Source organism: Paractinoplanes pyxinae (genome assembly GCF_026626335.1).
Lineage (GTDB): Bacteria > Actinomycetota > Actinomycetes > Mycobacteriales > Micromonosporaceae > Actinoplanes > Actinoplanes pyxinae.
Map to the genome: position 1 here is coordinate 303,455 of NZ_JAPNTZ010000005.1, position 23,499 is coordinate 326,953.

The 23,499-nt window shown below is 71.5% G+C and carries 25 protein-coding genes and 1 pseudogene; 13 read left to right on the plus strand and 13 right to left on the minus strand.

Features of this window, described 5'->3' with window-relative positions:
- Window positions 1–7: 7 nt before the first annotated feature.
- The gene (locus tag OWR29_RS15740) at window positions 8–943 is read right to left on the minus strand and encodes a helix-turn-helix transcriptional regulator (RefSeq protein WP_267563571.1); all 936 of its coding nucleotides are present in this window, start codon (window positions 941–943) and stop codon (window positions 8–10) included.
- A gap of 62 nt (window positions 944–1,005) precedes the next feature.
- Between OWR29_RS15740 and OWR29_RS15745 the strand changes: the two genes are divergently transcribed.
- From OWR29_RS15745 to OWR29_RS15755, 3 genes are read left to right on the plus strand one after another with little or no spacing between them, the layout of a single operon-like run.
- Window positions 1,006–1,533 carry a DinB family protein gene (locus OWR29_RS15745; RefSeq protein WP_267563572.1) on the plus strand — a complete coding sequence of 176 codons (528 nt, stop codon included), beginning with the start codon at window positions 1,006–1,008 and terminating at the stop codon, window positions 1,531–1,533.
- Complete coding sequence (locus OWR29_RS15750; protein ID WP_267563573.1) at window positions 1,530–1,991, plus strand: VOC family protein; 462 nt, start codon at window positions 1,530–1,532, stop codon at window positions 1,989–1,991. Before OWR29_RS15745 ends, OWR29_RS15750 begins: the two co-directional genes overlap by 4 nt.
- Window positions 1,992–2,011: 20 nt before the next feature.
- Complete coding sequence (locus tag OWR29_RS15755) at window positions 2,012–2,797, plus strand: class I SAM-dependent methyltransferase (RefSeq protein ID WP_267563574.1); 786 nt, start codon at window positions 2,012–2,014, stop codon at window positions 2,795–2,797.
- Here OWR29_RS15755 and OWR29_RS15760 read toward each other — a convergent pair.
- The 3 genes and pseudogenes from OWR29_RS15760 to OWR29_RS15770 all read right to left on the minus strand — a co-directional run.
- Window positions 2,791–4,047 (minus strand): annotated as a pseudogene (locus OWR29_RS15760) (M14 family metallopeptidase); the annotation flags it as partial. The gene OWR29_RS15755 and the pseudogene OWR29_RS15760 overlap by 7 nt on opposite strands.
- Window positions 4,048–4,160: 113 nt before the next feature.
- The gene (locus OWR29_RS15765) at window positions 4,161–5,267 is read right to left on the minus strand and encodes a sensor histidine kinase (protein WP_267563575.1); all 1,107 of its coding nucleotides are present in this window, start codon (window positions 5,265–5,267) and stop codon (window positions 4,161–4,163) included.
- 108 nt (window positions 5,268–5,375) lie between these two features.
- Window positions 5,376–5,831, minus strand: coding sequence for a VOC family protein (locus OWR29_RS15770; protein ID WP_267563576.1), 456 nt, complete (start codon window positions 5,829–5,831; stop codon window positions 5,376–5,378).
- A 121-nt stretch (window positions 5,832–5,952) separates the two neighbouring features.
- Between OWR29_RS15770 and OWR29_RS15775 the strand changes: the two genes are divergently transcribed.
- On the plus strand, window positions 5,953–6,762 hold the full coding sequence (locus OWR29_RS15775) for a helix-turn-helix transcriptional regulator (RefSeq protein WP_267563577.1): 810 nt from the start codon (window positions 5,953–5,955) through the stop codon (window positions 6,760–6,762).
- Here the strand turns inward: OWR29_RS15775 and OWR29_RS15780 are convergent.
- Window positions 6,731–7,273: a helix-turn-helix domain-containing protein gene (locus OWR29_RS15780; RefSeq protein ID WP_267563578.1), complete on the minus strand. Its 543-nt coding sequence runs from the start codon at window positions 7,271–7,273 to the stop codon at window positions 6,731–6,733. The genes OWR29_RS15775 and OWR29_RS15780 overlap by 32 nt on opposite strands.
- Window positions 7,274–7,303: 30 nt before the next feature.
- On the opposite strand from OWR29_RS15780, the gene OWR29_RS15785 reads away from it, so the two are divergent.
- The 3 genes from OWR29_RS15785 to OWR29_RS15795 all read left to right on the plus strand — a co-directional run bounded on the left by OWR29_RS15785 (window position 7,304) and on the right by OWR29_RS15795 (window position 10,494).
- A complete protein-coding gene (locus OWR29_RS15785) occupies window positions 7,304–8,206 on the plus strand; it encodes a DMT family transporter (protein ID WP_267563579.1) in 903 nt (300 codons plus the stop codon).
- Window positions 8,207–8,344: 138 nt separating this feature from the next.
- A complete protein-coding gene (locus tag OWR29_RS15790) occupies window positions 8,345–8,938 on the plus strand; it encodes a bifunctional 4-hydroxy-2-oxoglutarate aldolase/2-dehydro-3-deoxy-phosphogluconate aldolase (protein ID WP_267563580.1) in 594 nt (197 codons plus the stop codon).
- A 35-nt stretch (window positions 8,939–8,973) separates the two neighbouring features.
- Window positions 8,974–10,494, plus strand: a complete 1,521-nt coding sequence (locus tag OWR29_RS15795; protein WP_267563581.1) for a class I SAM-dependent methyltransferase — start codon at window positions 8,974–8,976, stop codon at window positions 10,492–10,494.
- 1 nt (window position 10,495) lies between these two features.
- On the opposite strand, the gene OWR29_RS15800 is transcribed toward OWR29_RS15795, so the two are convergent.
- Complete coding sequence (locus OWR29_RS15800) at window positions 10,496–11,218, minus strand: class I SAM-dependent methyltransferase (RefSeq protein ID WP_267563582.1); 723 nt, start codon at window positions 11,216–11,218, stop codon at window positions 10,496–10,498.
- A 39-nt stretch (window positions 11,219–11,257) separates the two neighbouring features.
- Between OWR29_RS15800 and OWR29_RS15805 the strand changes: the two genes are divergently transcribed.
- Window positions 11,258–12,010: an aminoglycoside adenylyltransferase domain-containing protein gene (locus OWR29_RS15805; RefSeq protein WP_267563583.1), complete on the plus strand. Its 753-nt coding sequence runs from the start codon at window positions 11,258–11,260 to the stop codon at window positions 12,008–12,010.
- A 7-nt stretch (window positions 12,011–12,017) separates the two neighbouring features.
- On the opposite strand, the gene OWR29_RS15810 is transcribed toward OWR29_RS15805, so the two are convergent.
- On the minus strand, window positions 12,018–13,016 hold the full coding sequence (locus OWR29_RS15810; RefSeq protein WP_267563584.1) for an NADP-dependent oxidoreductase: 999 nt from the start codon (window positions 13,014–13,016) through the stop codon (window positions 12,018–12,020).
- A 23-nt stretch (window positions 13,017–13,039) separates the two neighbouring features.
- Here OWR29_RS15810 and OWR29_RS15815 point away from each other — a divergent pair, with 23 nt between their 5' ends.
- Window positions 13,040–13,573 (plus strand): GNAT family N-acetyltransferase, encoded by a 534-nt coding sequence (locus OWR29_RS15815; protein WP_267563585.1) that lies wholly within the window; start codon window positions 13,040–13,042, stop codon window positions 13,571–13,573.
- On the opposite strand, the gene OWR29_RS15820 is transcribed toward OWR29_RS15815, so the two are convergent.
- Both OWR29_RS15820 and OWR29_RS15825 read right to left on the minus strand, forming a co-directional pair.
- The gene (locus OWR29_RS15820; protein ID WP_267563587.1) at window positions 13,549–14,070 is read right to left on the minus strand and encodes a nucleotidyltransferase domain-containing protein; all 522 of its coding nucleotides are present in this window, start codon (window positions 14,068–14,070) and stop codon (window positions 13,549–13,551) included. The genes OWR29_RS15815 and OWR29_RS15820 overlap by 25 nt on opposite strands.
- A gap of 1 nt (window position 14,071) precedes the next feature.
- Entirely contained in the window at window positions 14,072–14,740 is a 669-nt protein-coding gene (locus OWR29_RS15825; protein WP_267563588.1) for a hypothetical protein, read from the minus strand.
- Window positions 14,741–14,891: 151 nt separating this feature from the next.
- Here OWR29_RS15825 and OWR29_RS15830 point away from each other — a divergent pair, with 151 nt between their 5' ends.
- Together OWR29_RS15830 and OWR29_RS15835 are read left to right on the plus strand one after the other, a co-directional pair.
- Window positions 14,892–15,452 (plus strand): winged helix-turn-helix domain-containing protein, encoded by a 561-nt coding sequence (locus tag OWR29_RS15830; RefSeq protein ID WP_267563589.1) that lies wholly within the window; start codon window positions 14,892–14,894, stop codon window positions 15,450–15,452.
- Complete coding sequence (locus OWR29_RS15835; RefSeq protein WP_267563590.1) at window positions 15,449–16,699, plus strand: MFS transporter; 1,251 nt, start codon at window positions 15,449–15,451, stop codon at window positions 16,697–16,699. Before OWR29_RS15830 ends, OWR29_RS15835 begins: the two co-directional genes overlap by 4 nt.
- Before the next feature lie 44 nt (window positions 16,700–16,743).
- Here the strand turns inward: OWR29_RS15835 and OWR29_RS15840 are convergent, their stop codons facing one another.
- Window positions 16,744–17,988: an RNA polymerase sigma factor gene (locus OWR29_RS15840; protein WP_267563591.1), complete on the minus strand. Its 1,245-nt coding sequence runs from the start codon at window positions 17,986–17,988 to the stop codon at window positions 16,744–16,746.
- Entirely contained in the window at window positions 17,985–18,326 is a 342-nt protein-coding gene (locus OWR29_RS15845) for a YciI family protein (RefSeq protein ID WP_267563592.1), read from the minus strand. The genes OWR29_RS15840 and OWR29_RS15845 overlap by 4 nt, the downstream gene beginning before the upstream one ends.
- A 122-nt stretch (window positions 18,327–18,448) precedes the next feature.
- On the opposite strand from OWR29_RS15845, the gene OWR29_RS15850 reads away from it, so the two are divergent.
- Window positions 18,449–19,447, plus strand: a complete 999-nt coding sequence (locus OWR29_RS15850; RefSeq protein WP_267563593.1) for an STAS domain-containing protein — start codon at window positions 18,449–18,451, stop codon at window positions 19,445–19,447.
- Window positions 19,448–19,454: 7 nt separating this feature from the next.
- Here OWR29_RS15850 and OWR29_RS15855 read toward each other — a convergent pair whose 3' ends face one another.
- Window positions 19,455–22,205 carry a DEAD/DEAH box helicase gene (locus OWR29_RS15855; RefSeq protein WP_267563594.1) on the minus strand — a complete coding sequence of 917 codons (2,751 nt, stop codon included), beginning with the start codon at window positions 22,203–22,205 and terminating at the stop codon, window positions 19,455–19,457.
- 64 nt (window positions 22,206–22,269) lie between these two features.
- On the opposite strand from OWR29_RS15855, the gene OWR29_RS15860 reads away from it, so the two are divergent.
- Window positions 22,270–23,010, plus strand: coding sequence for an HAD family hydrolase (locus tag OWR29_RS15860; RefSeq protein WP_267563595.1), 741 nt, complete (start codon window positions 22,270–22,272; stop codon window positions 23,008–23,010).
- Here the strand turns inward: OWR29_RS15860 and OWR29_RS15865 are convergent.
- Window positions 23,002–23,463 (minus strand): group II truncated hemoglobin, encoded by a 462-nt coding sequence (locus tag OWR29_RS15865; RefSeq protein WP_267563596.1) that lies wholly within the window; start codon window positions 23,461–23,463, stop codon window positions 23,002–23,004. The two genes, OWR29_RS15860 and OWR29_RS15865, sit on opposite strands and share 9 nt — an antisense overlap.
- Between the last annotated feature and the right edge of the window lie 36 nt (window positions 23,464–23,499).

Genomic DNA, 23,499 nt, shown 5'->3' on the forward strand with positions numbered 1-23,499 from the left:
CGGCCCATCATCCGCCCTTCTGAGCCCCGGCGGCACGCAGCCGATCGGCCAGGATGCGGCAGCGCTCGCGCAGTCCGGGCGGCTCGAGCACCTCGAAGTCGTGCCCGAGCAGGACCATGTGCATGAGGATGAAGTCCAGGCTGGCGGCCCCACTCACCACCTCGCTGCCGCCGTCGGCTTTCTTCACGAGCCCGGCCGACGCCGGGATCTGAGCGCGCACCGTTTCGAACGGCGCGCGCACGAGGAAACGCGCCTGGTGGCGGTAGACGCGGCTGGAAATGCTTTCCTGCACGTACGCGGCAGCGTCGGGCGCCTCGCGCGGCCGGAAACGCCAGGTCCGAACGCTCACGTCGCTCATCCGGTCCACCCGGAAGGTGCGCCAGTCGTCGCGAATCATGTCGTACGCCAGCAGGTACCACCGTCGGTCGGAGGCGACCAGTCGGTACGGTTCCACCCGGCGCCGCTCGTCCCGATAGCCGAACTCGGCCTCCACCTCGTCCCGGCAGGCCCGGGCCAGCGTCATCAGCACCTCGGAGTCGACGGGCGCCCGGCCGTCACCGCCGAACGACTCGACCGAGCCGGCCAGCGCCCGCACCTCGTGACGCAGCCGGGTCGGCAGCACCCGGTCCAATTTGGTCAGAGCGCGCAGCGCGGCATCGCCCGACGAGGCCCCGGCCAGCAGCGCGACCGCGGTGGCGATCGCCTCCTCGTCGTCGAGCAGCAGCGGCGGCAACGCCTGGCCCGGCCCGAGCTGGTAGCCGCCGCCAACCCCCTGCCCCGCGTGCACCGGATAACCGAGGGCGCGCAGCCGCTCGACGTCGCGCCGGACCGTGCGGGTCGTGACGCCGAGCTTGTCCGCCAGCTCGGGCCCCGTCCACACGCGCCGCTGCTGGAGCAGGCCGAGCAGGGCCAGCACGCGCTCGGTCGTCCCCCGCTCGTCCATGATTCTCAGTCTCGCAGACATAGCGGACCGATCCTGTCCTCGTTCCGTGCCAGGGTGGGCCCATGGACGTCAACTGGAACGAGGCGCTGCGCGAGCAGTGGACCTGGCACTGGGACAACCAGCTGAGCAAGCGGCTCGACGGGCTGACCGACGACGAGTACTTCTGGTCGCCGGTGCCGGACGCGTGGACCGTGCGCCCGGGCCGGCCGGGGAGCATCGACTTCGCGTACCCGGAGCCGGTGCCGGCCCCGTTCACGACCATCGCCTGGCGGCTGGGGCACGTCATCGTCGGGGTGCTCGCGTTGCGGAACGCCGCCCACTTCGGCGCGCCCGAGGTCTCGTACGAGAAATGGGTTTGGGCCGCGACGGCCGACGAGGCCCGGCAGCAACTGGAGGAGCAGCTGGGCCTCTGGCTGGAAGGCGTGCGCTCGCTCGGCGCGGAGGGCCTGACCGAACCGTGCGGCGACAAGGAGCCCCACCCCGATCTGCCGATGGCCGCGCTGGTGCTGCACATCCACCGTGAGCTGATCCATCATCTGTCCGAGGTCTGCCTGCTGCGCGACCTCTATCTGAGAGGAGCCGGCCGATGAGCCGCCACATCCAAGTCACCTTCGACGCCCTCGACCCGGCCCAGCTGTCGACCTTCTGGCGGGACGTTCTGGGGTACGTGCATCCCGGTCCGCCCGGGGTGACGCTCGCGCCCGGCGAGGATCCGCTGGCCGCCTGGGACGCCTTCCTCGAGAAGCAGGGTGTGCCCGAGGCGGCCCGCAACCAGGCCTCGGCCATCGAGGACCCGGACGGCGAGGGCCCGCGCATCTTCTTCCAGCAGGTGCCGGAGGACAAGGTGGCCAAGAACCGCGTGCACCTGGACGTTCGCGCGGCGCCCGGCCTGCAGGGTGACGATCGCATGGCCGCGCTCGAGAAGGAGTGCGACCGCCTGGTCGCGCTGGGAGCCAAGCGGGTCAGCCGGTCCGAGCCCGCTCCCCCGCTGAGCCTCGGCTTCATCGTGATGAACGACCCTGAGGGAAATGAGTTCTGCCTCGACTGAGGCGCTGCGAGGATGGCCGGATGCCTGATCTCGGTCACGTGTTCAACGAGGTGCCGGAACTGTACGACCGGTTCCGGCCCGGCTATCCCGACGAGTTGTTCGCCGATCTGGCGTCGATCGCCGGTCTGCGCGCGGGATCGGCGGTGCTGGAGGTCGGCTGCGGCACCGGCCAGGCGACCCGCTCGCTCGCCGCGCGCGGCTATGCGGTGACCGCCCTCGAACCCGGTGAGCGACTGGCGGCTCTGGCCCGCTTGCGGCTGGCCGATTGCGACAACGTACGCGTGGAAACGAGCACTTTCGAGCAGTGGAGCGCCGGAAACGCTCAGTTCGACGTGCTCGTGGCCGCCTCGTCCTGGCACTGGGTCGACCCGGCGGCCGGGTGGCCGAAGGCGCACGCCGTGCTCAGGCACGACGGCTGGCTGGCCCTGCTCGGACATGCCGTCGTGCGGCGCCCCGGCGAGCCCGACGTGTACGCCGAGACGGCCGACCTGCACGAGCAATTCGCTCCCGGCGACCCCGACTGGGGGCACCCGCCGCTCAAGGAAGAGGTGCTGCGTACCACCGAGGACTGGGGTGACGTGCCCTTCCAGCCCCCGGTGGTGCGCTGGTACCCGACCGTGCAATGGCTCGACGGGGCCGGATACGCCGACCTGATGCGGTCACAGTCGATCTATCGCAAGCTCGCGCCCGAGGTGCGCGAGCCGCTGCTGGACGCCGTGGCCGAGCGCATCCGGACCCGCCTGGGCGACCGCGCGTCCCGTCGCTACCTGACTTTCCTGCGCGCGGGTCAGGCGGCCGAGCAGTAGGTCGACTGCTTGCCGATCACCTTGTACGGGCAGTCCGCCACCTCGGCCAGCAGCAGCGCCGCCTCGCGGTTGCGGGTCGTCTCACGGGTGATGACGCCGGCCGGCGGGTAGAAGCCGCCGCCCGACGCCGACCGCGGGTACATCTCGAACGTGTAGGCGAAGATCTTGTGCGTGCCCCACAGCCAGTCGAGCAGGTCGCCGTCGGTGATGTAGAGATCCGACGACTGCTCGGGCGTGTACCCGTTGGTCGCGGCCATCTGGCGGCCGAACGTCGAGAAGGTGTTGTAGTCGTCGGTCGTCATCCCGGTCGTCGTGTTGGCTGTGGTGTGCCCGAACGGCCACAGCACCAGCTCGGAGTAGGTGTGGAAGTCCATGGCGGCCCGGATCTGCTGCTTGCCGCCGACCACCCGGCCGGCCACGAAGTCCCGGACGGCCCGGGTCTCGGGCGCCGAGAAGGCCGACGGCCCGCGGTAGGTCGCCGACGACGTGCTGCCCGACGATCCGCCGCAGCAGCCCCAGCGGTAGCCGTAGTTGCGGTTGAGGTCGGTGCCGACGTTCGACGAGCCGCTGTTGGGCTGCCGGTTCTTGCGCCACGAGCGGTAACTGCCGGTCGCGATGTCGTACTCGGAGCCGTCGGGGTTGACCGACGGGATGATCCAGAGCTCGCGGCTGTTCACGATGGCCCGGACGCGGCTGTCGCTCGCGTAGTTGTCCGTGAACAGGTGCAGCAGATAGACGGCCATCTCGACGGTCAGATGCTCACGGGCGTGGTGGTTGGCGTCGTACAGGACCTCGGGCTCGTTCTCGTCGGTGCCGACGTTGTCCGAGATCTTCACGGCCACGATGTCGCGGCCCTCGTACGTGCGGCCGATCGTCCGCTTGCTCGCGATCGACGGGTTGGCCGCCACGACCTGGTTCACCTCGGTGATCAGCTCGTTGTAGTTGTGATACGGCGCGTCCGACGGCGGGAAGTCGAATGTGCTGAGCAGGGGCTGCACGGTGAAGCCCTGGCGTTGCAGCTTCCGCACCTCGGCCGGGGTGGCGGTGACCGTAACGACGGCGTGCTCCACGCTGTCGATGGCCACGCCCGTGCGGGCGATCGTGTTGCGTTGCGCTTGATTGCGTACGTCGTAGATCTCGTACTGGGCGGGCTCGGTGCTCACGGTCGGCGCGGCGTCGGCCGGCACCCCGGCGAGGAAGGCGCCCAGCATCGCGACGGCCAGAGCGGCCACAGTCGTGCGTCGTCTCATGAACGACCTCCGGGATGAGGGGATGGTGCCCTCAGCCTTGTATAGATGACAGTCAATCACCCCATGTCAGTCGGTACCTCTCACCGACGTGATGAGCCGGACGAGACGAGCCGCTAGACGACCACCGGCCGCGGGAAGGTGACGACCATGGCCACTCCCGGCTCGCGATGCTCGGCGAACGCCCGCCCGCCGTGCGCCGCCGCCAGCTGCCGGACGATCCACAGGCCGAGGCCGACGCCCTCCGCGCTGCCCACCGCGAACTGGCTGAACAGGCGCGAGCGCAGGGCCTCGGGGATGCCCTCGCCGTGGTCGCGCACCTCGAGCCGGTCGAACTGCCCCTCGGTGCGGACCCGGACAACGATCGGCGGCCGGCCGTACCGGGCGGCGTTGGTGACGAGGTTGACCACGATCTGCTCGAAACGCTGCTTGTCGACATAGATGGTCAGTTCCTCGTCGACGTCGACCGTCACATCCGAGCCGTCACGAACATAAGTGAGCATTTCCTGCACGAGTGCGCGCGCGTTGTACGGCTGCCGGTCCAGCTTGAGCTCGCCCGAACTGTCGATGCGCTGGATGTCGAGCAGCCCTTCGGCCAGCCGGGTCACCCGGGCCGTCTGCCGCAGCGCCGCGTCGAGCATGCGGGCGATGTTCGGCGGCGCCTGCCCCTTCAACTCCTCCAGCACCATGCGCACCGTGGACAACGGCGAGCGCACGTCATGGGCGAGGGTGCTCATCATGGCCGCCCGCCACTGTTCGATACGTTCCAGCCGCTCCCGGTCCTCGCGCAGATGCCGGGCCTGCGCCTCGATCAGGAAGGCGACGGCCACGGCGATCGGCATGAGGATGAAGGCGCTGCCCAGCACGAGCGGCGCCTGGTGGGTCACGATCAGGGGCACCAGGTAGGCCAGGGTGGCCGGCAGGGCGTACGCGATCAGGATCCACCGCGGGAAGTGCAGCGCCGCCCACGCGTACAGCAGCACCAGGAAGGGCCCGGTGCCGCTGGCCGAGCCCCCGAACGACCAGGTCGAAAGCCCGAGCACCGCGAACGAGGGCAGACCGAGCCAGGCCGGCGCGTTCGGCTGCCACCGCCCCCACGGCAACAGCAAAGCCACGATGGCCAGCACCGCGTCGCACGCCGCCACCAGCAACAACCGTTCGGCGCTGCCGGGATCGTTCAGGATTCCGAGCAGCGCCAGGAATCCAGCCAAAATCAGGAGCACCCCGGCCTGCCGGGCCGCGGCGCGCGGCCCGGTCCCCAGCAGGCGAATCGGTCGGATGCGGTCTACATGTTCACCATATAACGGACATCAGGCGATTCAGGCGGCTGGTCAGGCCGTCCGTTCGGACAGCTCGAACATGTTGCCCCACGGGTCCCGGAAGAACGCGAGCCGCGCACTGATGTCGTCGATCTCGAACGGCGGGTTCACCACGTCGACATTGCGCCGGCGCAGCTCGGCCAGCGTCTCGTCGACGCTGTCGACCGAGAGGCACACGTGGTTGAACCCCGGCGCGGCCAGGCTCGCGTCGACGTCGCCGTACACGGTCTGGGGTGCGGCCCCCGGCCCGGCCAGGATCTCGAGGTGGAAGTCGTCCTGGTTCGGAGGCATGACGTAGGCAAGGGTCAGCTTCCCGTAGGGCCAGGTCTGCAGCACGCGCCAGTCCATGGTGTCGACCCAGAAGGCGCGGGCCGCCTCGAAATCGGGGTAGCGGATGGCCGCGTGGTGGCCGCGCATCGAGGCGAACGGCGAGGCGGCATCGGTGGGCGGAGTTTGCGGAAGTGGCATGCCTTCGATGTCACCAGCGAGGCCGGACGGGCGGTAGGCACGAGCTGGTACCAGTGATCATGGCTCTGGCCGTACCACCCAGGACCTTCAGCCGCCCGGCTTGCGCGGCCATACTGGCGGGATGACCGGTGGCAGCCTGCGCGAGTTCCTGGCGTCGCGGCGGGCGGCGATCACCCCCGAAGAGGCGGGCCTGCCGGCTTCGTGCGAGGGGCGGCGCGTTCCCGGGCTGCGGCGCGAGGAAGTGGCGATCCTGGCCGGGGTCAGCGTCGACTACTACGTGAAGCTCGAACAGGGCCGGGCCACGAACGTCTCCGACCAGGTGCTCGCCGCGGTCGAGCGGGCGTTGCGGCTCGACGAGCAGGAGAGGCGCCACCTGCGGTCATTGGTGCGCCCGGCCCGCGGGGGCGACCCGCAGTCGCAGTCGCGCGTCCGGCTGCCCGTCCAGTCGATGATCGACGCCCTGCCCGTGCCGGCGATCGTGCACGGCCCGCTGCTCGAGATCCTGGCCACCAACGCGGCCGCGCGGGAGCTCTTCCGGTTCGGCCCGGCCCGCAACCTCGTCCGGTGGATGTTCACCGACCCCGTCGCGCGGGTCGTCTACCTCGAGTGGGAGAAGCACGCGGCGCAGATGGTGGCGATCCTGCGCGCGGCCGAGAAGACCGAGACCTCGCGGCAGTTGGTGGACGACCTCACCGAGGCGTCGCCCGACTTCGCGCGGCACTGGGAGGACTACCGCCTCCACGAGCACACCCACGGCGTCAAGCGCTTCTTCCATGAGGCTCTGGGCGAGATCCGCGTGAACTACGAGACGATGGCCCTCACGGCGGACAGCGGCCAGACGGTGATCATCTACTCGGCCGACCCCGGCTCTCCCTCGGCTGAGAAACTGCAGAACCTGACTACGACACGACCGTACGAACGAATCGCGTGACCTCGTCGGCGGCGTTCACGTACGAGTACTTCTGGGCGCTTGAATAGACGGCGTAGTCACCCGCCTCGAGCGTCGTCGGCCCCTCGGCCCGCTCGATGCGCAGCCGCCCCTCGGTGACGACGACCATCTCGTGCCAGCCGGCCGGGTCGGGCTCGGCGTCGTAGCGGTCGCCGGCGGCCAGCGTCCATGACCACAGCTGGGCCTCGCGGCGGGCGGGCGCGCTGCCGAGCAGGACGGCCTCGCTGCCCGGCCGGCCGCGCCAGGCGAGCTCGTCGATGGCCCGGGTGGAGGCGGTGGGCGCGCTGACCAGCTCGACGAAGCTCGCCCCGAGCGCGCCGGCCAGGCGGTCGAGCCCGGAGAGGCTGATGTTGGCCTCGCCCGCCTCGAGGTTGATGATCGTCCGGCGGCTGACCCCGGACGCCACGGCCAGAGCGCTCTGGCTCATCCCCTTGTCCTGACGGAACCGCCGCAGGTTGTCGCCGACGTGGGCCAGCACACCATCCCCTTGCATGTGCAGAATCCTACACCTAGCGTGTGCAGTATGTTGCACATCCGCCGCCAGGAGTTAGCCCTCATCGCCATCACCGTGCTGTGGGGCGCCACGTTCCTGATCGTTCACGAGGCTGTGCGGTACAGCGGCCCGCTGTTCTTCGTCGGCGTCCGCTTCCTGACCGCCGGCCTGATCGCCGTGCTCGTCTTCCGCCGCGCCCTGTCCGGCCTGAACCGCCGTGAACTGATCGCGGGCTCGGCCATCGGGGTGTCGGTCTTCCTGGGGTACGGGTTGCAGACCATCGGCCTGCAGTCGGTGAGCAGCAGCACGTCGGCCTTCCTGACCGCCCTGTACGTGCCGATCGTGCCGCTGCTGCAGTGGGCCGTGTTCCGGCGCGCACCCCGGCTCGCCGCGCTGGCCGGGATCGGACTGGCCTTCGCCGGGCTGGTGCTGCTGGCCGGCCCCGGCGCGACCGGCCTCACCCTGAACACCGGCGAGGTGCTGACCCTGATCAGCGCCGTCGCCATCGCGGCCGAGATCCTGCTCATCGGCCACTACGCCGGCCGCGTCCACCTGGGCCGGGTCACCGTCGTCCAGCTGCTGGTGGCCGGCGCCCTGTCCCTGGCCGCGATGCCGGTGGCGGGCGAGTCCGTCCCGTCGTTCTCGTGGGTCTGGCTGACCGCCGCCGTGGGCCTGGGCGCCGCCAGCTACGTGATCCAGCTGGTCATGAACTGGGCCCAGAACTCCGTCTCCCCCACCCGGGCCGCCGTCATCTACGCCGGCGAGCCCGTCTGGGGCGGCGTGTTCGGCCGTCTCGCCGGCGACCGGCTGCCGCCGCTGGCCTTCGTCGGGGCCGCCCTGATCGTGGCCGGCGTCATCGTCAGCGAACTGCGCCCCCGCGATCGCCCCGCACCCCAGTCCGAGCCCGCCATACGCGAAGAATCGACGGTGTGACACTGGGAGCGGCCCTTTCCCCGTCAACCACCGCACCGATGTCGCGCCTCGGGCAAATGCCACTTGGGCCAGCGCCATGGTCGGCCGGGTGGCCGTGCTGTGGGCCACTCGCAACGTCGTGAGTCGGGAGAAGATGCGGTGAGCTTCGACGAGATCTTCGCCGGGAGCCGAGTCATGGCCATTCTGTGTGGCCTGCCGGCGCGTGAGACGGTGACCGTGGCCGGGGCCCTGTGGGACGCGGGCGTGACGGTCCTCGAGATCCCGATCGGCACGCCGGACGCGATCGCCTCGCTGCGCGCGGCAGCCGACGCTGCCTCCGAGCGCGGCCTGCGCGTCGGTGCGGGAACGGTCATCACCACCGACCAGGTGCGCGCGGCCGCCGACGCAAATGCGCAGTACACCGTCGCGCCCGGCCTCGACCTCGACGTGCTCGCCGCCAGCGAGGCGGCCGGCCTGCCGCACATGCCCGGCGTCGGATCCGCCACCGAGGTGCAGCGCGCATGGCTGGCGGGGTGCCGCTGGCTCAAGGCGTTCCCGGCCGCCGCGCTCGGCCCGGCCTGGATCTCCGGCCTGCTCGGCCCGTTCCCCGACGTCCGGTTCGTGGCCACCGGCGGCCTATCCGTCGCCACCGCCCCGGCCTTCCTCGATGCGGGGGCCCAAGTCGTAGCGCTCGGCGCCGCCTTGTCCGACCCGTCCCAACGCGACCAGGTCAGCCGGCTCCTCGCACCCTGAGCCCGGCCCTCCGGGCGCGGCTAAGATCAACTGCTGTGACGACGGCTCGCTACGTGCTCTTTCCTGGGCGGCACCACCTGCTGACCCGGTTCCAGGCCGACTATCTGCGGCGGCTCGTGGACGGCGGCGCGGGGACGATCGTGTGGGCGGTGACCTCGGCCAACCACGAGAACACCAAGCGCAACCCGGTGCCGTACCACCGGCGCGAGGCGGCGATCGAGCGCTTCAGCGTGGAGACCGGGCTGCGCTCGCTGGTCGTGCCGGTGTTCGACACCGCCCCGACCGATCAGTTCGCTCAGGTCACGCTCAAGACGGTCACCGTGGCGACGGGGCTCGGCCTCACGCCGGCCGACACCGTCGTCGCCTGTTCGACCCCTCAGGTGGCGGCCCTGTACGAGGCCCTCGGCTTCACCATCGCGCCGGTCGAGGCCGACCCTGCCCTGGACGCCGAACCCGAGCGGCCGTGGGACGTGCTGCTGCGACTGGCCGCCAGTGACGATTCGTGGCGCGACCTTGCCCATGCGAGCACTGTCGACGTGTTCGATCGCTATCGCCTGAGCGAGCACGTGCAGTCGGTGGTGAACGATCCGGTGGTCGGCGACGAGGGCGGGCTGACCGCCACGCGCGACTACCGCACCTACGTGGAAGCCTTCGCGGACGCGGCCGCGCGCAAATGGACGGCCGTGCGCCAGTACGTGCAACCGGGCCGCATCGTCGACATCGGCTGCGGCGCCGGCGCGGTGCTCGAGCTGGCCGACCGCGACGACGCCCTGCACGAGAGCGACCTCATCGGCGTCGAGGTGGCCCGGCACCTCTACCAGGAATGCGTGCACAAGAAGGCGCAGGGCGTCTTCCGCAACGCGAACGTCTACTTCTATCAGCGCAACGTGCTCGGCGGGGCCGTGCTGCCGGACCGGTCGGTCGACACGACGCTGACGTTCGCGCTCACCCACGAGATCTGGTCGTACGGCAACAAGCGCGACTCCCTGCTCGAGTTCGCCCGGCGCATCCACGACCACACCACCCCGGGCGGCGTCTGGATCAACAGCGACGTCTGCGGTCCCGGCGACCGGCGGCGCCCGGTCCGGCTGACGCTGCGCACCGACGACGGCGCCAACCCGGCCGAGCCGCGCAAGGATCTGGCCGAGCTGTCCTCGGCCGAGGTCGCGGCCTACGTGAGCGGGCTGTCGACGCGCGCCCGGCTCGACCAGTTCGCCGTCGATTTCGCGTTCCCGTTCGCGTACGAGCCGGCCGGCGCCGACGTCGTGCGGATCGAGCTGGGCCAGGCCATGGACTTCCTGACCCGCAAGGACTACACCGACAACTGGCTCTCGGAGACCCAGGAGCAGTTCTGCGGCCTCGACTTCGACGACTGGCGCACCCTGCTGACCGAGGCCGGCTTCACCATCGACCCCGCCTCCCATCCCTTGCGCAACGACTGGGTCATCGACAACCGCATCGCCCCGACGGCGTCACTGGCCGACGACCACGGCGCCCCGCTCGACTGGCCGTTCACCCACGCCGTCCTGGTCGCCCGCCGCCCTCGCAACAGCTGAGTCAGCGGGCGGTCGCCGTCACCAGCACCGCGTGCTGCCGGACCCGGAAGACGCCCTCGGCCGCCACCTGCTCGCGGATCCGGGCCACGGCTTCCGGCGTCAGGGCGGCCGGGTTCCGGCTGGCCAGGTACCGCAGCACGGGCTCGGCGTCCGGAATCTCCAGCGAGCACGGATACCGCTCGACACCGACGTCGTCGAAGACCTGACCGACGTACGCGGAAACGGTCTCGGCCGAGACACCGTTGAGCACCGATTGTCTGGGCAGCAGCGCGTCGATCTCGGCCAGGTGGTCGCGACCGTTCACCGAGACCGCCAACCGGCCGCCCGGACGCAGCACCCGGGCGAACTCGCGCAGCCCGGCCGCCGGATCGTCCAGGTGGTAGAGCATGTGGTTGGCGATGAGCCCGTCGAAGGTCCCGTCGGCGAACGGCAGCTCGGTCGCGCCCGCGCGCACCACCCGCGCGCCCGGAACCAAGCGCAGCCCCGCACACATGGCCGCCGAGAAATCCACCAGCGTCAACCCGGCCGGCGGCTCGACGCGGCTCCACAGTGCACCAGTGCCGGCCCCGACCTCCAGCACCCTGCCGTCCAGCCGCAACCGCTCCCCCACCCACGAATACCAGTCCTGCGGATTGGTGCTGTAGTCGTAGATGGCGATCCGGGCCGAGAGATTGCCGGTGGTGGTCGCGTATTGCGTGCGGGCGTGCGCGGAAGGAGACGTCACGCCTGCATCGTATGGACAGCAACCGTTACCGTGCTCGCCGTGGATGTCGCACTGACGTTTCTGGCCGAGGCCGATGCCCGGCAGCCCGGCTCGCTCACCGGCCTGTTCCTGCACGGGTCGCTCTGCTGGGGCGAGTTCTTCCCGGACAGCGATGTCGACTTCGTCGGCGTGTGGTCGCAGCCTCCCGACCACGAGGCGCTGGCCGCGGCCCACCAAGCCACCCGGGACCGGCACCCGGAGGTCGTGTTCGACGGCTTCCACTGTTCGCCCGCCGACCTGGCCGTGTCATCGCTGACCGTCGGGAAGCGGCCGGTCTTCTTCAACCACAAGTTCGATCCCGCCGGCAAGCTCGACATCAACCCGGTGACCTGGCACGAGCTGGCCGAGCGGGCCGTCGTCGTCCGGGGCGAGCTGCCGCCCGTGCACACCGACCGGGACGAGTTGCGCGCGTTCACCCGCGACAACCTCGACACGTACTGGCGGTCCATCGCCGCCCAGGTGGATGCGGCCGGCGTCGAGGAGATCGGCCGGGACGAGGCAGCCGTCCTGTGGGTCGTGCCCGGGGTGGCCCGGCTGCACCACCTGCTGACCAAGGGCGAGCTGACCTCGAAGAGCGGCGCCGGCCGCTACATCGTCGAACGGCTCGACCCGCGCTGGCACCGGGTCGCCCGGGACGCCCTGCGCATCCGCGAGCGCCCCGGCGACCCCACCACCTACGACGACCCGGCCGAGCGCGGACGCGACACCGAGGCCTTCCTCCACTGGGCGATCGAGGACGGCCTGAGCCGGTAACACGGCCCTACGACGCCAGCTTGACCAGCATCTTGCCGGTGTTCTCGCCGCGCAGCAGCCCGATGAAGGCGGCCGGCGCGTTCTCCAGACCGTCGACGATCGTCTCGCGCGCCTTGATCTGCCCGGAGCGCACCCACGGCCCGACCTCGGCCAGGAAGTCCGGCATGCGCCGGTTGTGGTTGCTCACGATGAAGCCGCGCAGATTGAGCTCCTTGCCGATCGCCAGCGCCAGATTGCGGGGCCCGGCCGGCGCGGCGGTCTCGTTGTAGCCCGCGATCGCCCCGCACATGGCGACCCGGCCGTACTTGTTCAGCGACCCGATCGCCGCCTCCAGGTGGTCGCCGCCGACGTTGTCGAAGTACACGTCGATGCCGTCCGGCGCCGCCGCGCGCAACTGCTTGCGTACGGGCGAATCGCGGTAGTTGGAAGCCACGTCGAAGCCGAGGTCGTCGACAAGGTGGCTCACCTTTTCGGCCGAGCCCGCGCTGCCGATCACCCGCTTGGCCCCGCGCAGCTTCGCGATCTGCCCGACGATGCTGCCGACCGCGCCCGCCGCTCCCGACACGAAGACGGTCTCGCCCTCCTTGAACTGCGCGATGTCGAGCAGCCCGACGTACGCGGTGAACCCGGTCAGCCCCAGCACCCCCAGGTAGGCCGACAGGTCGGCCGCGGCCGGGTCGACCACCCGCACGCGGGACGCCTCGGTCACCGAGAACTCGCGCCAGCCGAGCCCGTGCACGACGAACGCCCCCACCGGCACGTCCGGCGACTCCGAGGCCACCACCTCGCCCAGCGCCCCGCCGTCGAGCGGCGCCCCCACCTGGAACGGCGGCACGTACGACTTGGTGTCGTTCATCCGCCCCCGCATGTACGGGTCGACCGACATGTAGATGTTGCGGACCAGCACTTCGCCCGGCCCGGCGGTGGGCACCGGCACGTCGGCGATCTCGAAGGTGTCGTCAGTGGGCCACCCGTCAGGCCGGGCGGCGAGCCGAATCTCTTTCACAAGTCGTTACGGTACGGTGCGGCGTGATCAGCGCGCTTCCGACCGCCGACCTCTCCGCCGGCCTGCGGGCCGACGTCCGCCGCCTCATGGACCTGGCCTTCCTGGGCAATTTCGACGACGACGACTTCGATCACGCCCTCGGCGGCACCCACTTCCTCGTCGAGCAACGCGGCACCTTGGTGGCCCACGCCGCGGTGGTGCAACGCAGTTTCCTGTACGAGGGTCGCGCCTACCGGTGCGGCTACGTCGAGGCCGTCGCCACCCACCCCGACCACCGTGGCCAGGGCCTGGCCGCCGAGGTGATGGCGGCCGCCGAGGCGGTCATCGACCGCGCCTACGACCTGGGCGCGCTCTCCGCCTCGACGGCCGGCCGCGGCCTGTACGTGCACCGGGGCTGGCTGCCGTGGCGGGGCCGCACGGCCGTCCTCGCCCCCGAGGGCCTGACACCCACCCCCGAGGACGACGACAGCACCTTCGTGCGCCCCGTGCCCGGCGGCCCCGACCTCGACCTCGAGGCCACCCTGGCCTGCGACTACCGCAACGGCGACGTCTGGTAGCCGTCCGGCCGCGCGATCCCGAACCGCTCGCACAGCAACGCCACGTCGTGCCGATCCTTCTCACGCGGCGGATAGCCGGTGTGCCACCGCACCGACCATTCCGCCGCCTCGCACCGCATCTTCACCCCGCCGACCATTCCCGTACCGGCCAGGGCCTCGGCCGGAAACGATTCCGAGGAAACCGCAGAGCCGTAATGAATGGCGCCGTCCGCGCGTTTCTCGTAGACGTGCAGATCAATACGAAGACGCCCGCCGTCGTGCACCACGAAGTTCCACGGCCGATCCCCCGGCCACGGGAAGAGCCGATCGACGCCCGCCTCGGCCAGCGCCACCACGGCCTGCTCGAACTGCTCGGCCGGCAGCCACACGTCGAGGTCGGCATGCTCCCGGGTCTGCTCCCCCAGCAGCGCGTCGACTCCCCAGCCGCCGCCGAGGCACAGCTCGACCCCGTGCCCCCGGAACGCGGCCACGAGCCGGACGACGTCGCCCGCGCTCATCTCATACATGGTCGCCGGCCCGGACCGCCTCCAGGAACGGCCGGAAATGCCCGGCGACCTCGGCGGCGATCGCCTCCGCGGGCCGGGTCCCGTCCACCTCGATCACCGGGATCCCGAAGTCGCGGGCCCGTTCCACCGCGTCCAGGGCGATCAGCCTGTCCCGCTCGATCCGGTTGCGCCCGGCCAGCTCCGGGTCGCTCACCCGATGCCCGAGGGCCCGCGCCCGCGGCAGCTGCGACGCCTGCTTCAGCCGCCATTCGTCGGTGGGCACCATGACCACCATCCGAGCCGGATCGGTGACCGCCGCGACCAGTTCCGGCCGGCATCCCCAGCCGTCGACCAGCACCGGCCGGGGCGAGACGAGCCCGCTCAGATCGTCGAGCACCCACTGGAACCGCTCGGGGAAGTCGGCCAGCACGGAGGCCGCCATCTCGGCCGGGGTGGGCCCGATCCACACCGATTCCCAATCCGTCTCGCCCCGGTACTCGCCGCGCCGGGCCAGGGCGGCGACCCGCCTGTCCTCGTGCCCCCGCGCGGAATGGAAATCGTAGTGATAATGCGTCACGCCGAGCCGGTCGACGAGAATTCCCGCGACCGTGGTCTTCCCGGCCCATTGTCCGCCACAGATCCACAACGCATTGCGCACAGTTCCGTCCGGTGTCCATCTCACGGGCACCAAACTGCCCGTTTTGCCCGGTCAAAACAAGTCTTGTTCTTTTAGCCGGGAAGTGATTGATTATCTATAGGAGCGAAGCCCGATGCAGAGGACCTATGCATAAGAGGCTTGTGGCTGCGGGAAGAGCCCGCCTAGCGTCCACGCCATGGCTGAGAACTCCCGGGCGGTGCTCACCGACGCCGCCATGATGCGGGCGATGGCCCATCCCCTGCGCATGCGCATCGTCGGCTCGCTGCGGCTCGACGGGCCCGCCACCGCGGCCATCCTGGCCCGGCGCCTGAGCACCGACTCGGGCCAGACCAGCCACCACCTGCGCCTGCTGGCCCGGCACGGCTTCGTGGTCGAGGCCCCCGAGCAGGGTCGCGGCGCCCACGGCCGGGAGCGCTGGTGGAAGGCGGCCCACCAGTCGACGCTGTGGGCCGACGAGGCCGGCGCCGAGGACGCGGCCGCCGTCAACCGCGCCGCCCGGGCCGTCTACGACCAGCTCATCGACCAGTTTCACGCCGAGGCCGTGCACGAGCGCTGGAGCCCGGAGTGGAACCGCGCGGTTGCCAGCTCCGACTACACGATCCGGACGACCCCGGCCGGCCTGGAACGCCTGCGCGAGCGCATCGTCGAGGCGATCCGGGAGGCCGACGCCCCGGAACCGGGCGCCGAGACGGTCGTGGTCATCGTGCACGCGTACCCCCGGCGGGCGCAGAAATGACCAGCCTGTGGCGCAACCGCGAGTTCAACCTGCTCTGGAGCTCCCAGTCGCTGTCCGATCTGGGCGACGGCATCGCGTCTCTCGCGCTCTCCCTGCTCGTCCTGGTCAAGACGGGCTCGCCGGTGAGCGCCGGCGTGGTCGGGACGACGACCCAGGTCGCCCGGCTGCTGCTGCGGCTGCCGGCCGGCGTCCTGGTCGACCGGGTGGACCGCCGTCACGCCCTGATCGTCTGCGACGCCGTACGGCTGCTCGTCTTCGGCGTCCTGACGGCGGCGGTCGTCACCGATCGCGCCGGGCTCGCGCTGATCCTCATCGTGGCGGTGGTCGACGCCGGGGCGAGCGCTGTCTTCTCCACCGCCGAGGACGCGTCGCTGCGCAGCATCGTCCCCATCAAGCAGCTGCCGGATGCCGTCGCCCGCAACGAGGCCCGCTCGTACGGCACCTCGCTGGCCGGCCCACCCCTGGGCGGCTTCCTGTTCACGCTGGGCCACGCCGTCCCGTTCGCCGCCAACGTCGTCTCGTACCTCGTGTCGATCGTGGCCGTCCTGTTCATCCGCAAGCCGCTGCAGGCGCCGCGCGAGGAACAGAAGCAGGGGTACGGCGTCGCGCTGGCCGAAGGCATTCGTTTCGTGCTGACCCACCCCTTCCTGCGCACGCTCATGCTGGTCGCCGCCCCGCTCAACTTCGCCATCAACGGCGTCATCTTCACCGTGATCGTCGCGCTGCAACGGCACGGCACCGCGCCGGCCGTGATCGGGCTGACCGAGACGATCGTCGCCGCCGGGGGCCTGCTGGGCGCTCTCGCCGCCCCGGCCCTGCAGCGCCGGCTGCGGCTGGTTCCCTTGGTCCGTACGCTGTGCTGGGTGGCAGCCGCGTTGCTGGCCAGCGCCGCGTTGCTCACGTCGAGCATCGCCGCCGCCGTCCCGCTGGGGCTGACCGTCTTCCTGGGCCCGGCCGCCAACGCCGCCCTCTTCGGCTTCCAGGCCGCGATCACCCCGGACCGCCTGCAGGGCCGCGTGATCAGCGTGATCATGGTCGCCGCGATGTCCCTGGCCTCCCTCGCCCCGCTGCTGGCGGGCACCCTGCTCGCCTGGCGCGGCCCCGCCACCGCGATCCTGTTCTTCGCCTGCTCGGTGGCCGGTTCCGCGCTGATCGCCACCCTCGGCACCGGCCTGCGCTGGTCCGAGCCGGGTGCCGCTCAAGATCTGTCCGCCCGATCAAGCGGTGCCGCCGAGCCGGCCGCCTAAAATTTGCCCGCCCAATCACGCGGTGCCGCCGAGCCAGCCGCCGCTCAGGATCTGTCCGCCCGATCAAGCGGTGCTGCCGCGGACGGACCCTGAAACTCGGCCGCCCGACCTTGCAGATACCGGCGTTCGGCCGGGTTCCCGGTCAGTTCAGCCGCTTTGCCGTACGCCTCCACGGCCTCTCCATGTCGGCCGAGCCGCCGCAGCAGGTCGGCCCGCACGGAGTGCCACACGTAATGCCGCTCCAGCCCGTCGAGACCGTCCACGATGGCCAGCGCCGCCGCCGGCCCGTGCACCTCGGCCACCGCCACCGCCCGGTGCAGCGCCACGACCGCCCCGCCGCTGATCGCCGCCAAGTGGTCGTAGATCCGCAGAATCTGCGCCCAGTCCGTCTCCGCCGCCGAATCCGCGTCGGCGTGCACCGCGTTGATCGTCGCCTGCAGCTGATAGGTCCCCGGCCGCCCGCGCCGCAGGCACTCCCGCAGCAGCCCCTGACCCTCCGCAATCAGAGTGCGATTCCACAGCGTTCGGTCCTGATCCGCCAGTAACACCACGTCACCACCGGCGGTCGTCCGGGCGGGCCGCCGCGCCTCGATCAGCAGCATGAGCGCCAGCAGCCCCTTGGCCTCCGGCTCGTCCGGCATGAGACCCACCAGCAACCGGCCGAGCCGGATCGCCTCGCCCGCCAGGTCGTCCCGGGTCAGCCCCGGCCCGCCGCTGGCCGCATACCCCTCGTTGAAGATCAGATAGAGCACGGCCAGCACCGCGCCCAGCCGGTCGGGCAGGTCCTCGTCGCGCGGCACCCGGTACGGGATGCCCGCGTCCCGGATCTTGCCCTTGGCCCGCGACAGCCGCTGCCCCATGGTTGTCTCGGGCACCAGAAACGCCCGCGCGATCTCGCCCGTGCTCAGCCCGCCGAGCAGCCGCAGGGTCAGCGCCACCCGGGACGCCGGGGCCAGCGCCGGGTGACAACACGTGAAGATCAGCCGCAACCGGTCGTCCATGATGTGCTCGTCCTCCGCGCTATGGCCGCCTGCCAGCAGCACCGCCGCCGTCTCCTTCGCGCCGCGCGTCGACTCGCGCCGCAGCCGGTCGACCGCGCGGTTCCGGGCCGTCGTGATGATCCACCCGGCCGGGCTGGGCGGAACCCCGTCGCCGGGCCAGCGGAGCACGGCCGTGGCGAACGCCTCCTGCACGGCCTCCTCGGCGAGGTCGATGTCGCCGAACTGGCGGATAAGGACGGCGACCGCCCGGCCGTACTCGGCCCGGAAGGTCCGGTCGATGTCGCTCACGCGATCGGGCGCACCTCGATCGCGAGCGGCGCCAGCACCGCCGCCATCCGGCCGCCCCAGCTCAGCGCCTCGTCCAGGTCGGACGCCCGGATGATCGTGAAGCCGCCAAGGTGCTCCTTGCCCTCGGTGAACGGCCCGTCGGTGAGCACCGCGTCCCCGTCCTTGTCGCGGACCACGGTCGCCGTCGACGGCGGGTGCAGCCCGGCCGCGAACACCCACGCCCCGGCCGCCTGCATCTCCTCGTTCAAGTTGCCCAGCTCCGCCATGATCGGCCCGAGCACCTCGGGCGGCGGCGGATCACCGTCGGGCTGGTAGACGCTCAGCAGGTACTGCCTCATCGCTCCTCCTCGTGGTCGTCTTCTCACCACTCATACGAACGACATCCCGCCCTTTCGACAGGCCGGTGGCCGGAGCGTAGCCTGATTTCCGGAGCCCGTTCCCCACGCATTGGCGGCCCAGCATGGAGTCCCGCCCGAGCGCCACCACAAGTCAGCCGGGCGTCTTCGCGCTGTCCGGCAGCCTCGACGCCGGCGCGCTCAGCCGGGTGAGCGCCGTGCTCGGGGCGGCTCAGGCCTACGCCTCGGCCCGCCGCCAGAACGAGATCGTCATCGACCTCGAGGCGGCCCGCTTCATCGAGGCCCGCGTGATCCGGCTGCTGCTCCAGGCTCAGCAGACCGCCCTCGAGTCCGGCCGCCGGCTCCGGGTCGTCGGCGCCACCGGAACCGTCCGCCACGCCCTTGTGGCCGCCGGAACGGGCCGCCTGCTGACCGAGCGCGAGGGCGGCTCCGTGCGCGAACGCGGCTCCCGGGCCGCCATGCGGCTCGGCGGCGAGGACGAGGACTGGCGCCGCGCGTCGGCCGAGCGCCGCCGCGCCGAGGACGACCAGGCCCGCCTGCGCCGCCGCCTGCAGCAGCAGGCCGTCGACGGCGAGGTGCGGGCCACCCGGCGGGATCTGCTCACCCGCCTGCGGCACCGGCTGCGCACCGAGCCGCGGGCGCTGACCGGCCTCGACTTCCTCGCCGTGGCCGACCGGCCCGCGGTCGTCTCGGGCATCCTCACCGCGGCCACCATCGCCGGCGGGGCCGACGCCTGCGACCTGCAGCTGTACGACAGGGGGGCGACGATGCTGCGCAGCGCCGGCCGCCGCGGGCTCCCGTCCGGGTTCCGCGCGTCGGCCGACGTGATCGGCCGCGAACAGCTCGCGGAACGCGCCGTGGGCCGGCCGGTCGTCGTCCCCGACATCACCCGCAGCCCGATCTTCGCCGGACAGCCCGGACTCGACCTGATGCGCGCCGCCGGCCTGTTCGCCCTGCGCTGCTACTTCCTGCGGGACGACACGGGCCGGCTGCTCGGCGTGCTGTCCATGTACTACCGCCGCGGCGCCACCCAGCCCGGCGAGGCCGACCTGGTGGCCCGCGACGCCGGGCAGGCCCTGGCCCACCTGCCCGAGCCGGACTGACCCGGCGTCACAGACCGGCGTGGTACGCGAGCACCCCCCGGTTGATCGCCGTGATCGCCTTGCGAGCCGTGTCACGCAGCTGCTGCGAGGCGGCCGACGCCTCACGCAGCTGACCCAGCAGGTCGAGCACCTGGCGGGCCCAGCGCACGAAGTCGCCCGCGGGCATGTCGGCGTCGTAGTTGTGGCCGCTGGCCAGCACCTTGGCCAGCGGTTCGCCGCGGGCCCAGCGGTACATCGGCCAGACGAAACCGGGATCGGGCTCGCGGGTCAGCGACAGGCCGTGGTCGGACTCGTCGCCGGCGATGTCGCCCCACAGCTTCCCGCAGGCGTCGACCGCGGCCGTGATCGCGCCCTTGGGCACCGAGGCGCGGTCGTCGGTCTCGCGGCGGGACTCGTAGAGCACCATCGACACGGCGGCGGCCAGCTCTTCGGGAGCCAGGTCGTCCCACACGCCGTGGCGCAGGCACTCGGCCACCAGCAGGTCGGCCTCGCTCCAGATGCGGCCCAGCATGCGGCCCGTCTCGGTCACCTCGCCGGCCTCGGTGAGATAGCCGCGCTCGGCCAGCACCGCGCACACCTGGTCGAACGTGCGGGCCAGCGAGCCGGTGCGGCCGGCCACCTTGTCGCGCAGCGCGTCGGTGTCGCGCTGCAGCCGGTGCCGCCGCTCGGCCCAGCGGGCGTGGTCCTCCCGCTCGGGGCAGGCGTGGCACGGGTGCTGCCGCATCTGCACCTTGAGCAGGGCGATCTCGGGATCCTCGCCGGTGCCGCCGCGCGACCGGCGGCGGCTGTTGCCGTTGCGGTCGTGGCCGGTCGCGCTGACCTGGGCGGCCAGGTCGCGGCGGGCGGCGGGCGAGCGGGGGTTGAAGTGCTTGGGCACGCGGATGCGGTCGAGCACCTCGGCCTCGCCCGCGAAGTCGGCCGGGCTGACCCGGCCGGCCCACCGGTCCTGCGTGAGCACCATCGGACGCGGTTCGCCGAAGCCGCCGCTGGGCGCCTCGAGAACGACGGCCAGGCCGGCCCGGCGGCCCTGGGCCACCCGGATGACGTCGCCCATGCGCAGCCGCTCGAGCGAGGTGACGATCGCGGCCCGGCGCTGGGCCACCCCCTGCCGGGCGTTGGCGCGTTCCCGGTCGGCGATGGCGATCCGGATGGCGAAGTACTCGTCGAAGTCGCCGTGGTGGCAGGCCTCGTCGTTGGCGTACGACTGGATGGTCTCGACGTTGCGCTGCACCTGGCGGGCCAGCCCGACCACCGAACGGTCGGCCTGGAACTGGGCGAACGACGACTCGAGGAGCTCGCGGGCCTGCTCGGCGCCGACGGAGCCGACCAGGTTGACCGCCATGTTGTAGGACGGGCGGAACGACGAGCGCAGCGGATAGGTGCGGGTCGAGGCCAGCCCGGCGACGTGGCGCGGGTCGACCTCGGGGCTCCAGAGCACCACAGCGTGCCCCTCGACGTCGATGCCGCGGCGGCCGGCCCGGCCGGTGAGCTGCGTGTACTCGCCGGGGGTGAGGTCGACGTGGGCCTCGCCGTTGAACTTGACCAGCCTTTCCAGCACGACGCAGCGGGCCGGCATGTTGATGCCCAGGGCCAGCGTCTCGGTGGCGAAGACCGCCTTGACCAGGCCCTGGACGAAGCATTCCTCCACCGCCTCTTTGAAGGCGGGCAGCATGCCGGCGTGGTGGGCCGCGATGCCGCGCTCGAGCCCGTCGAGCCATTCCCAGTAGCCCAGGACCGACAGGTCTTCCCGCGGGATGGTGGCCACCTTGGCCTCGGCGATGCGGCGGATCTCGGCTCGCTCGTCGGCGTTGGTGAGCCGCAGCCCGGCGCCCAGGCACTGCTGCACGGCGGCGTCGCAGCCGGCCCGGCTGAAGATGAACAGGATCGCCGGCAGCAGGTCGGCCCTTTCCAGCCGGTCGACCACCTCGGCCCGGGGCGGCGGCTGCCAGCGGCGGGAGCGGCCGCCGCGGCCGGGACCGTACGAACGGTCGGTCATTTCCAGCCGGCGCTGCATCTCACGCGTGTAGCGCAGCAGCTCGGGGTGCACGTCGTGCTTCTTGGCGGCGTCGGCGTCGTGGAACAGGTCGAACATGCGCCGGCCGACCAGCATGTGCTGCCACAGCGGAACGGGGCGGTGCTCGCTGACCACGACCTCGGTCTGGCCGCGGACGGTGACCAGCCAGTCGGCGAACTCTTCGTAGTTGCTGACCGTGGCCGACAGCGACACCAGGGTCACCGACGCGGGCAGGTGAATGATCACCTCTTCCCACACCGCGCCGCGGAACCGGTCGGCCAGGTAGTGCACCTCGTCCATCACCACGTAGGCCAGGTTCTTCAGCGCGGGCGAGCCCGCGTACAGCATGTTGCGCAGCACCTCGGTGGTCATGACGACCACGGGGGCGTCGCCGTTGATGGCGTTGTCGCCGGTCAGCAGGCCGACCTTGTCGGGGCCGTAGCGTTCCACCAGGTCGTGGTACTTCTGGTTGGACAGCGCCTTGATCGGCGTGGTGTAGAAGCACTTGCGCTCGCCGGCCCGCAGAGCGAGGTGGACGGCGAACTCGCCCACGACCGTCTTGCCGGCGCCGGTGGGCGCGCACACGAGCACGCCGCTGCCCCGTTCGAGCGATTCGCAGGCGGACCGCTGGAAATCGTCGAGGTCGAAGCCGACGTCGAGCATGAAGTCTTCCAGCGCCGGAAACTGGGCCACCCGGGCCGCCCGCCGCTTGGACTCCGCATACCTTTCGGCGGGACTCGTCATGACCACAAGACTAGGTCGTGGGTGTGACAACAAAGAGCATGGGCGCGATCGGTATGGTGCAGTCGTGCCGGATGCCGCATCGACCGATCACCCTCCCCATCAGTCCCACCGTCAGGTCGACGCCGTGCTGTTCGACTTCCACGGCACGTTGGCCCAGGTGGAAGACCCGGTGACCTGGGTCCTGGCGGCCGCCGCGACGTGCGGCCGCGAGCTCGACCGGGGCAAGGCCACGGTGCTGGCCGACCGCTTGGTCACCGCCGGGCGCGCCGGCGGCCCGCTGCCGCACCGGGTGCCGCCCGGCCTGGCCGAGCACTGGGCCGACCGCGATCTGTACGCCCACAGCCACCGGGCCGCCTTCACCGGCCTGGCCGCCACGGTGGCGACCGACGTCGAGGGCCTGGCCGACGCCCTGTACGACCGCCTGCTGGCCCCCGAGGGCTGGCTGCCGTACCCGGACACCGAGCCCACCCTGCGCACTCTGCACGACGCCGGCATCAAGGTGGCCGTGGTCAGCAACATCGGTTTCGACATCCGGCCCCTGTTCGAGGCCTGGGGCATGAGCGCGCTGATCGACGCCTACGCGCTGAGCTACGAGGTCGGCCGCACCAAGCCCGACCCGGCGATCTTCCTGCGGGCCTGCGGCATGCTGGGCGCCGACCCCGAGCGCACGCTCATGGTCGGCGACACCCCGGCCGACGCGGGCGCGGTCAAGGCCGGCTGCGCCGCGCTCGTGCTGCCCGCGGCCGAGCCGGGCCGCCCCAACGGCCTCGGCGCCACTTTGGCCCTGGCCGGCTGCTCAGCCTAGGTAGGGCGGGGCCACACCCCAGCCCCACTTCGGCACCGAGGCCTCGCGCGGCGGGTCGGCTCCGGGCTGCGAGTTCTGCACGGCCAGCCGGGTGCCCCATTCGAGGTAGCCAACGAACGCGGCCCGGAACTCGGGGTCGCCGGGCAGCCCGACCTCGTCCGCGGCGTCCTGCATCAGGTTGACCCAGCGCCGCCGCTGCGGCTCGGTGATCCCCCGGCCGAGGTGCATCCGCAGCATGTGCGGGTAGCCGCCGCGTTCCGCGCTGTAGGCAGCCGGACCACCGAAGACCTCGCCCAGCCACAGGGCGACGTACCGGGGATGGCCGGGGTTCATGCCCGCGAACATCGGCGCCAGCACATCATCGGCCAAAACATGCTGGTAGAAGGCCTCGCACAACTTTTCGAGCGCCCCCGCGCCCCCGGCCCACTCGTAAAGGGTGTATTCATCAGCCACAGGAGAAGCCCATCATCGGCCGACCGGACCGACAAG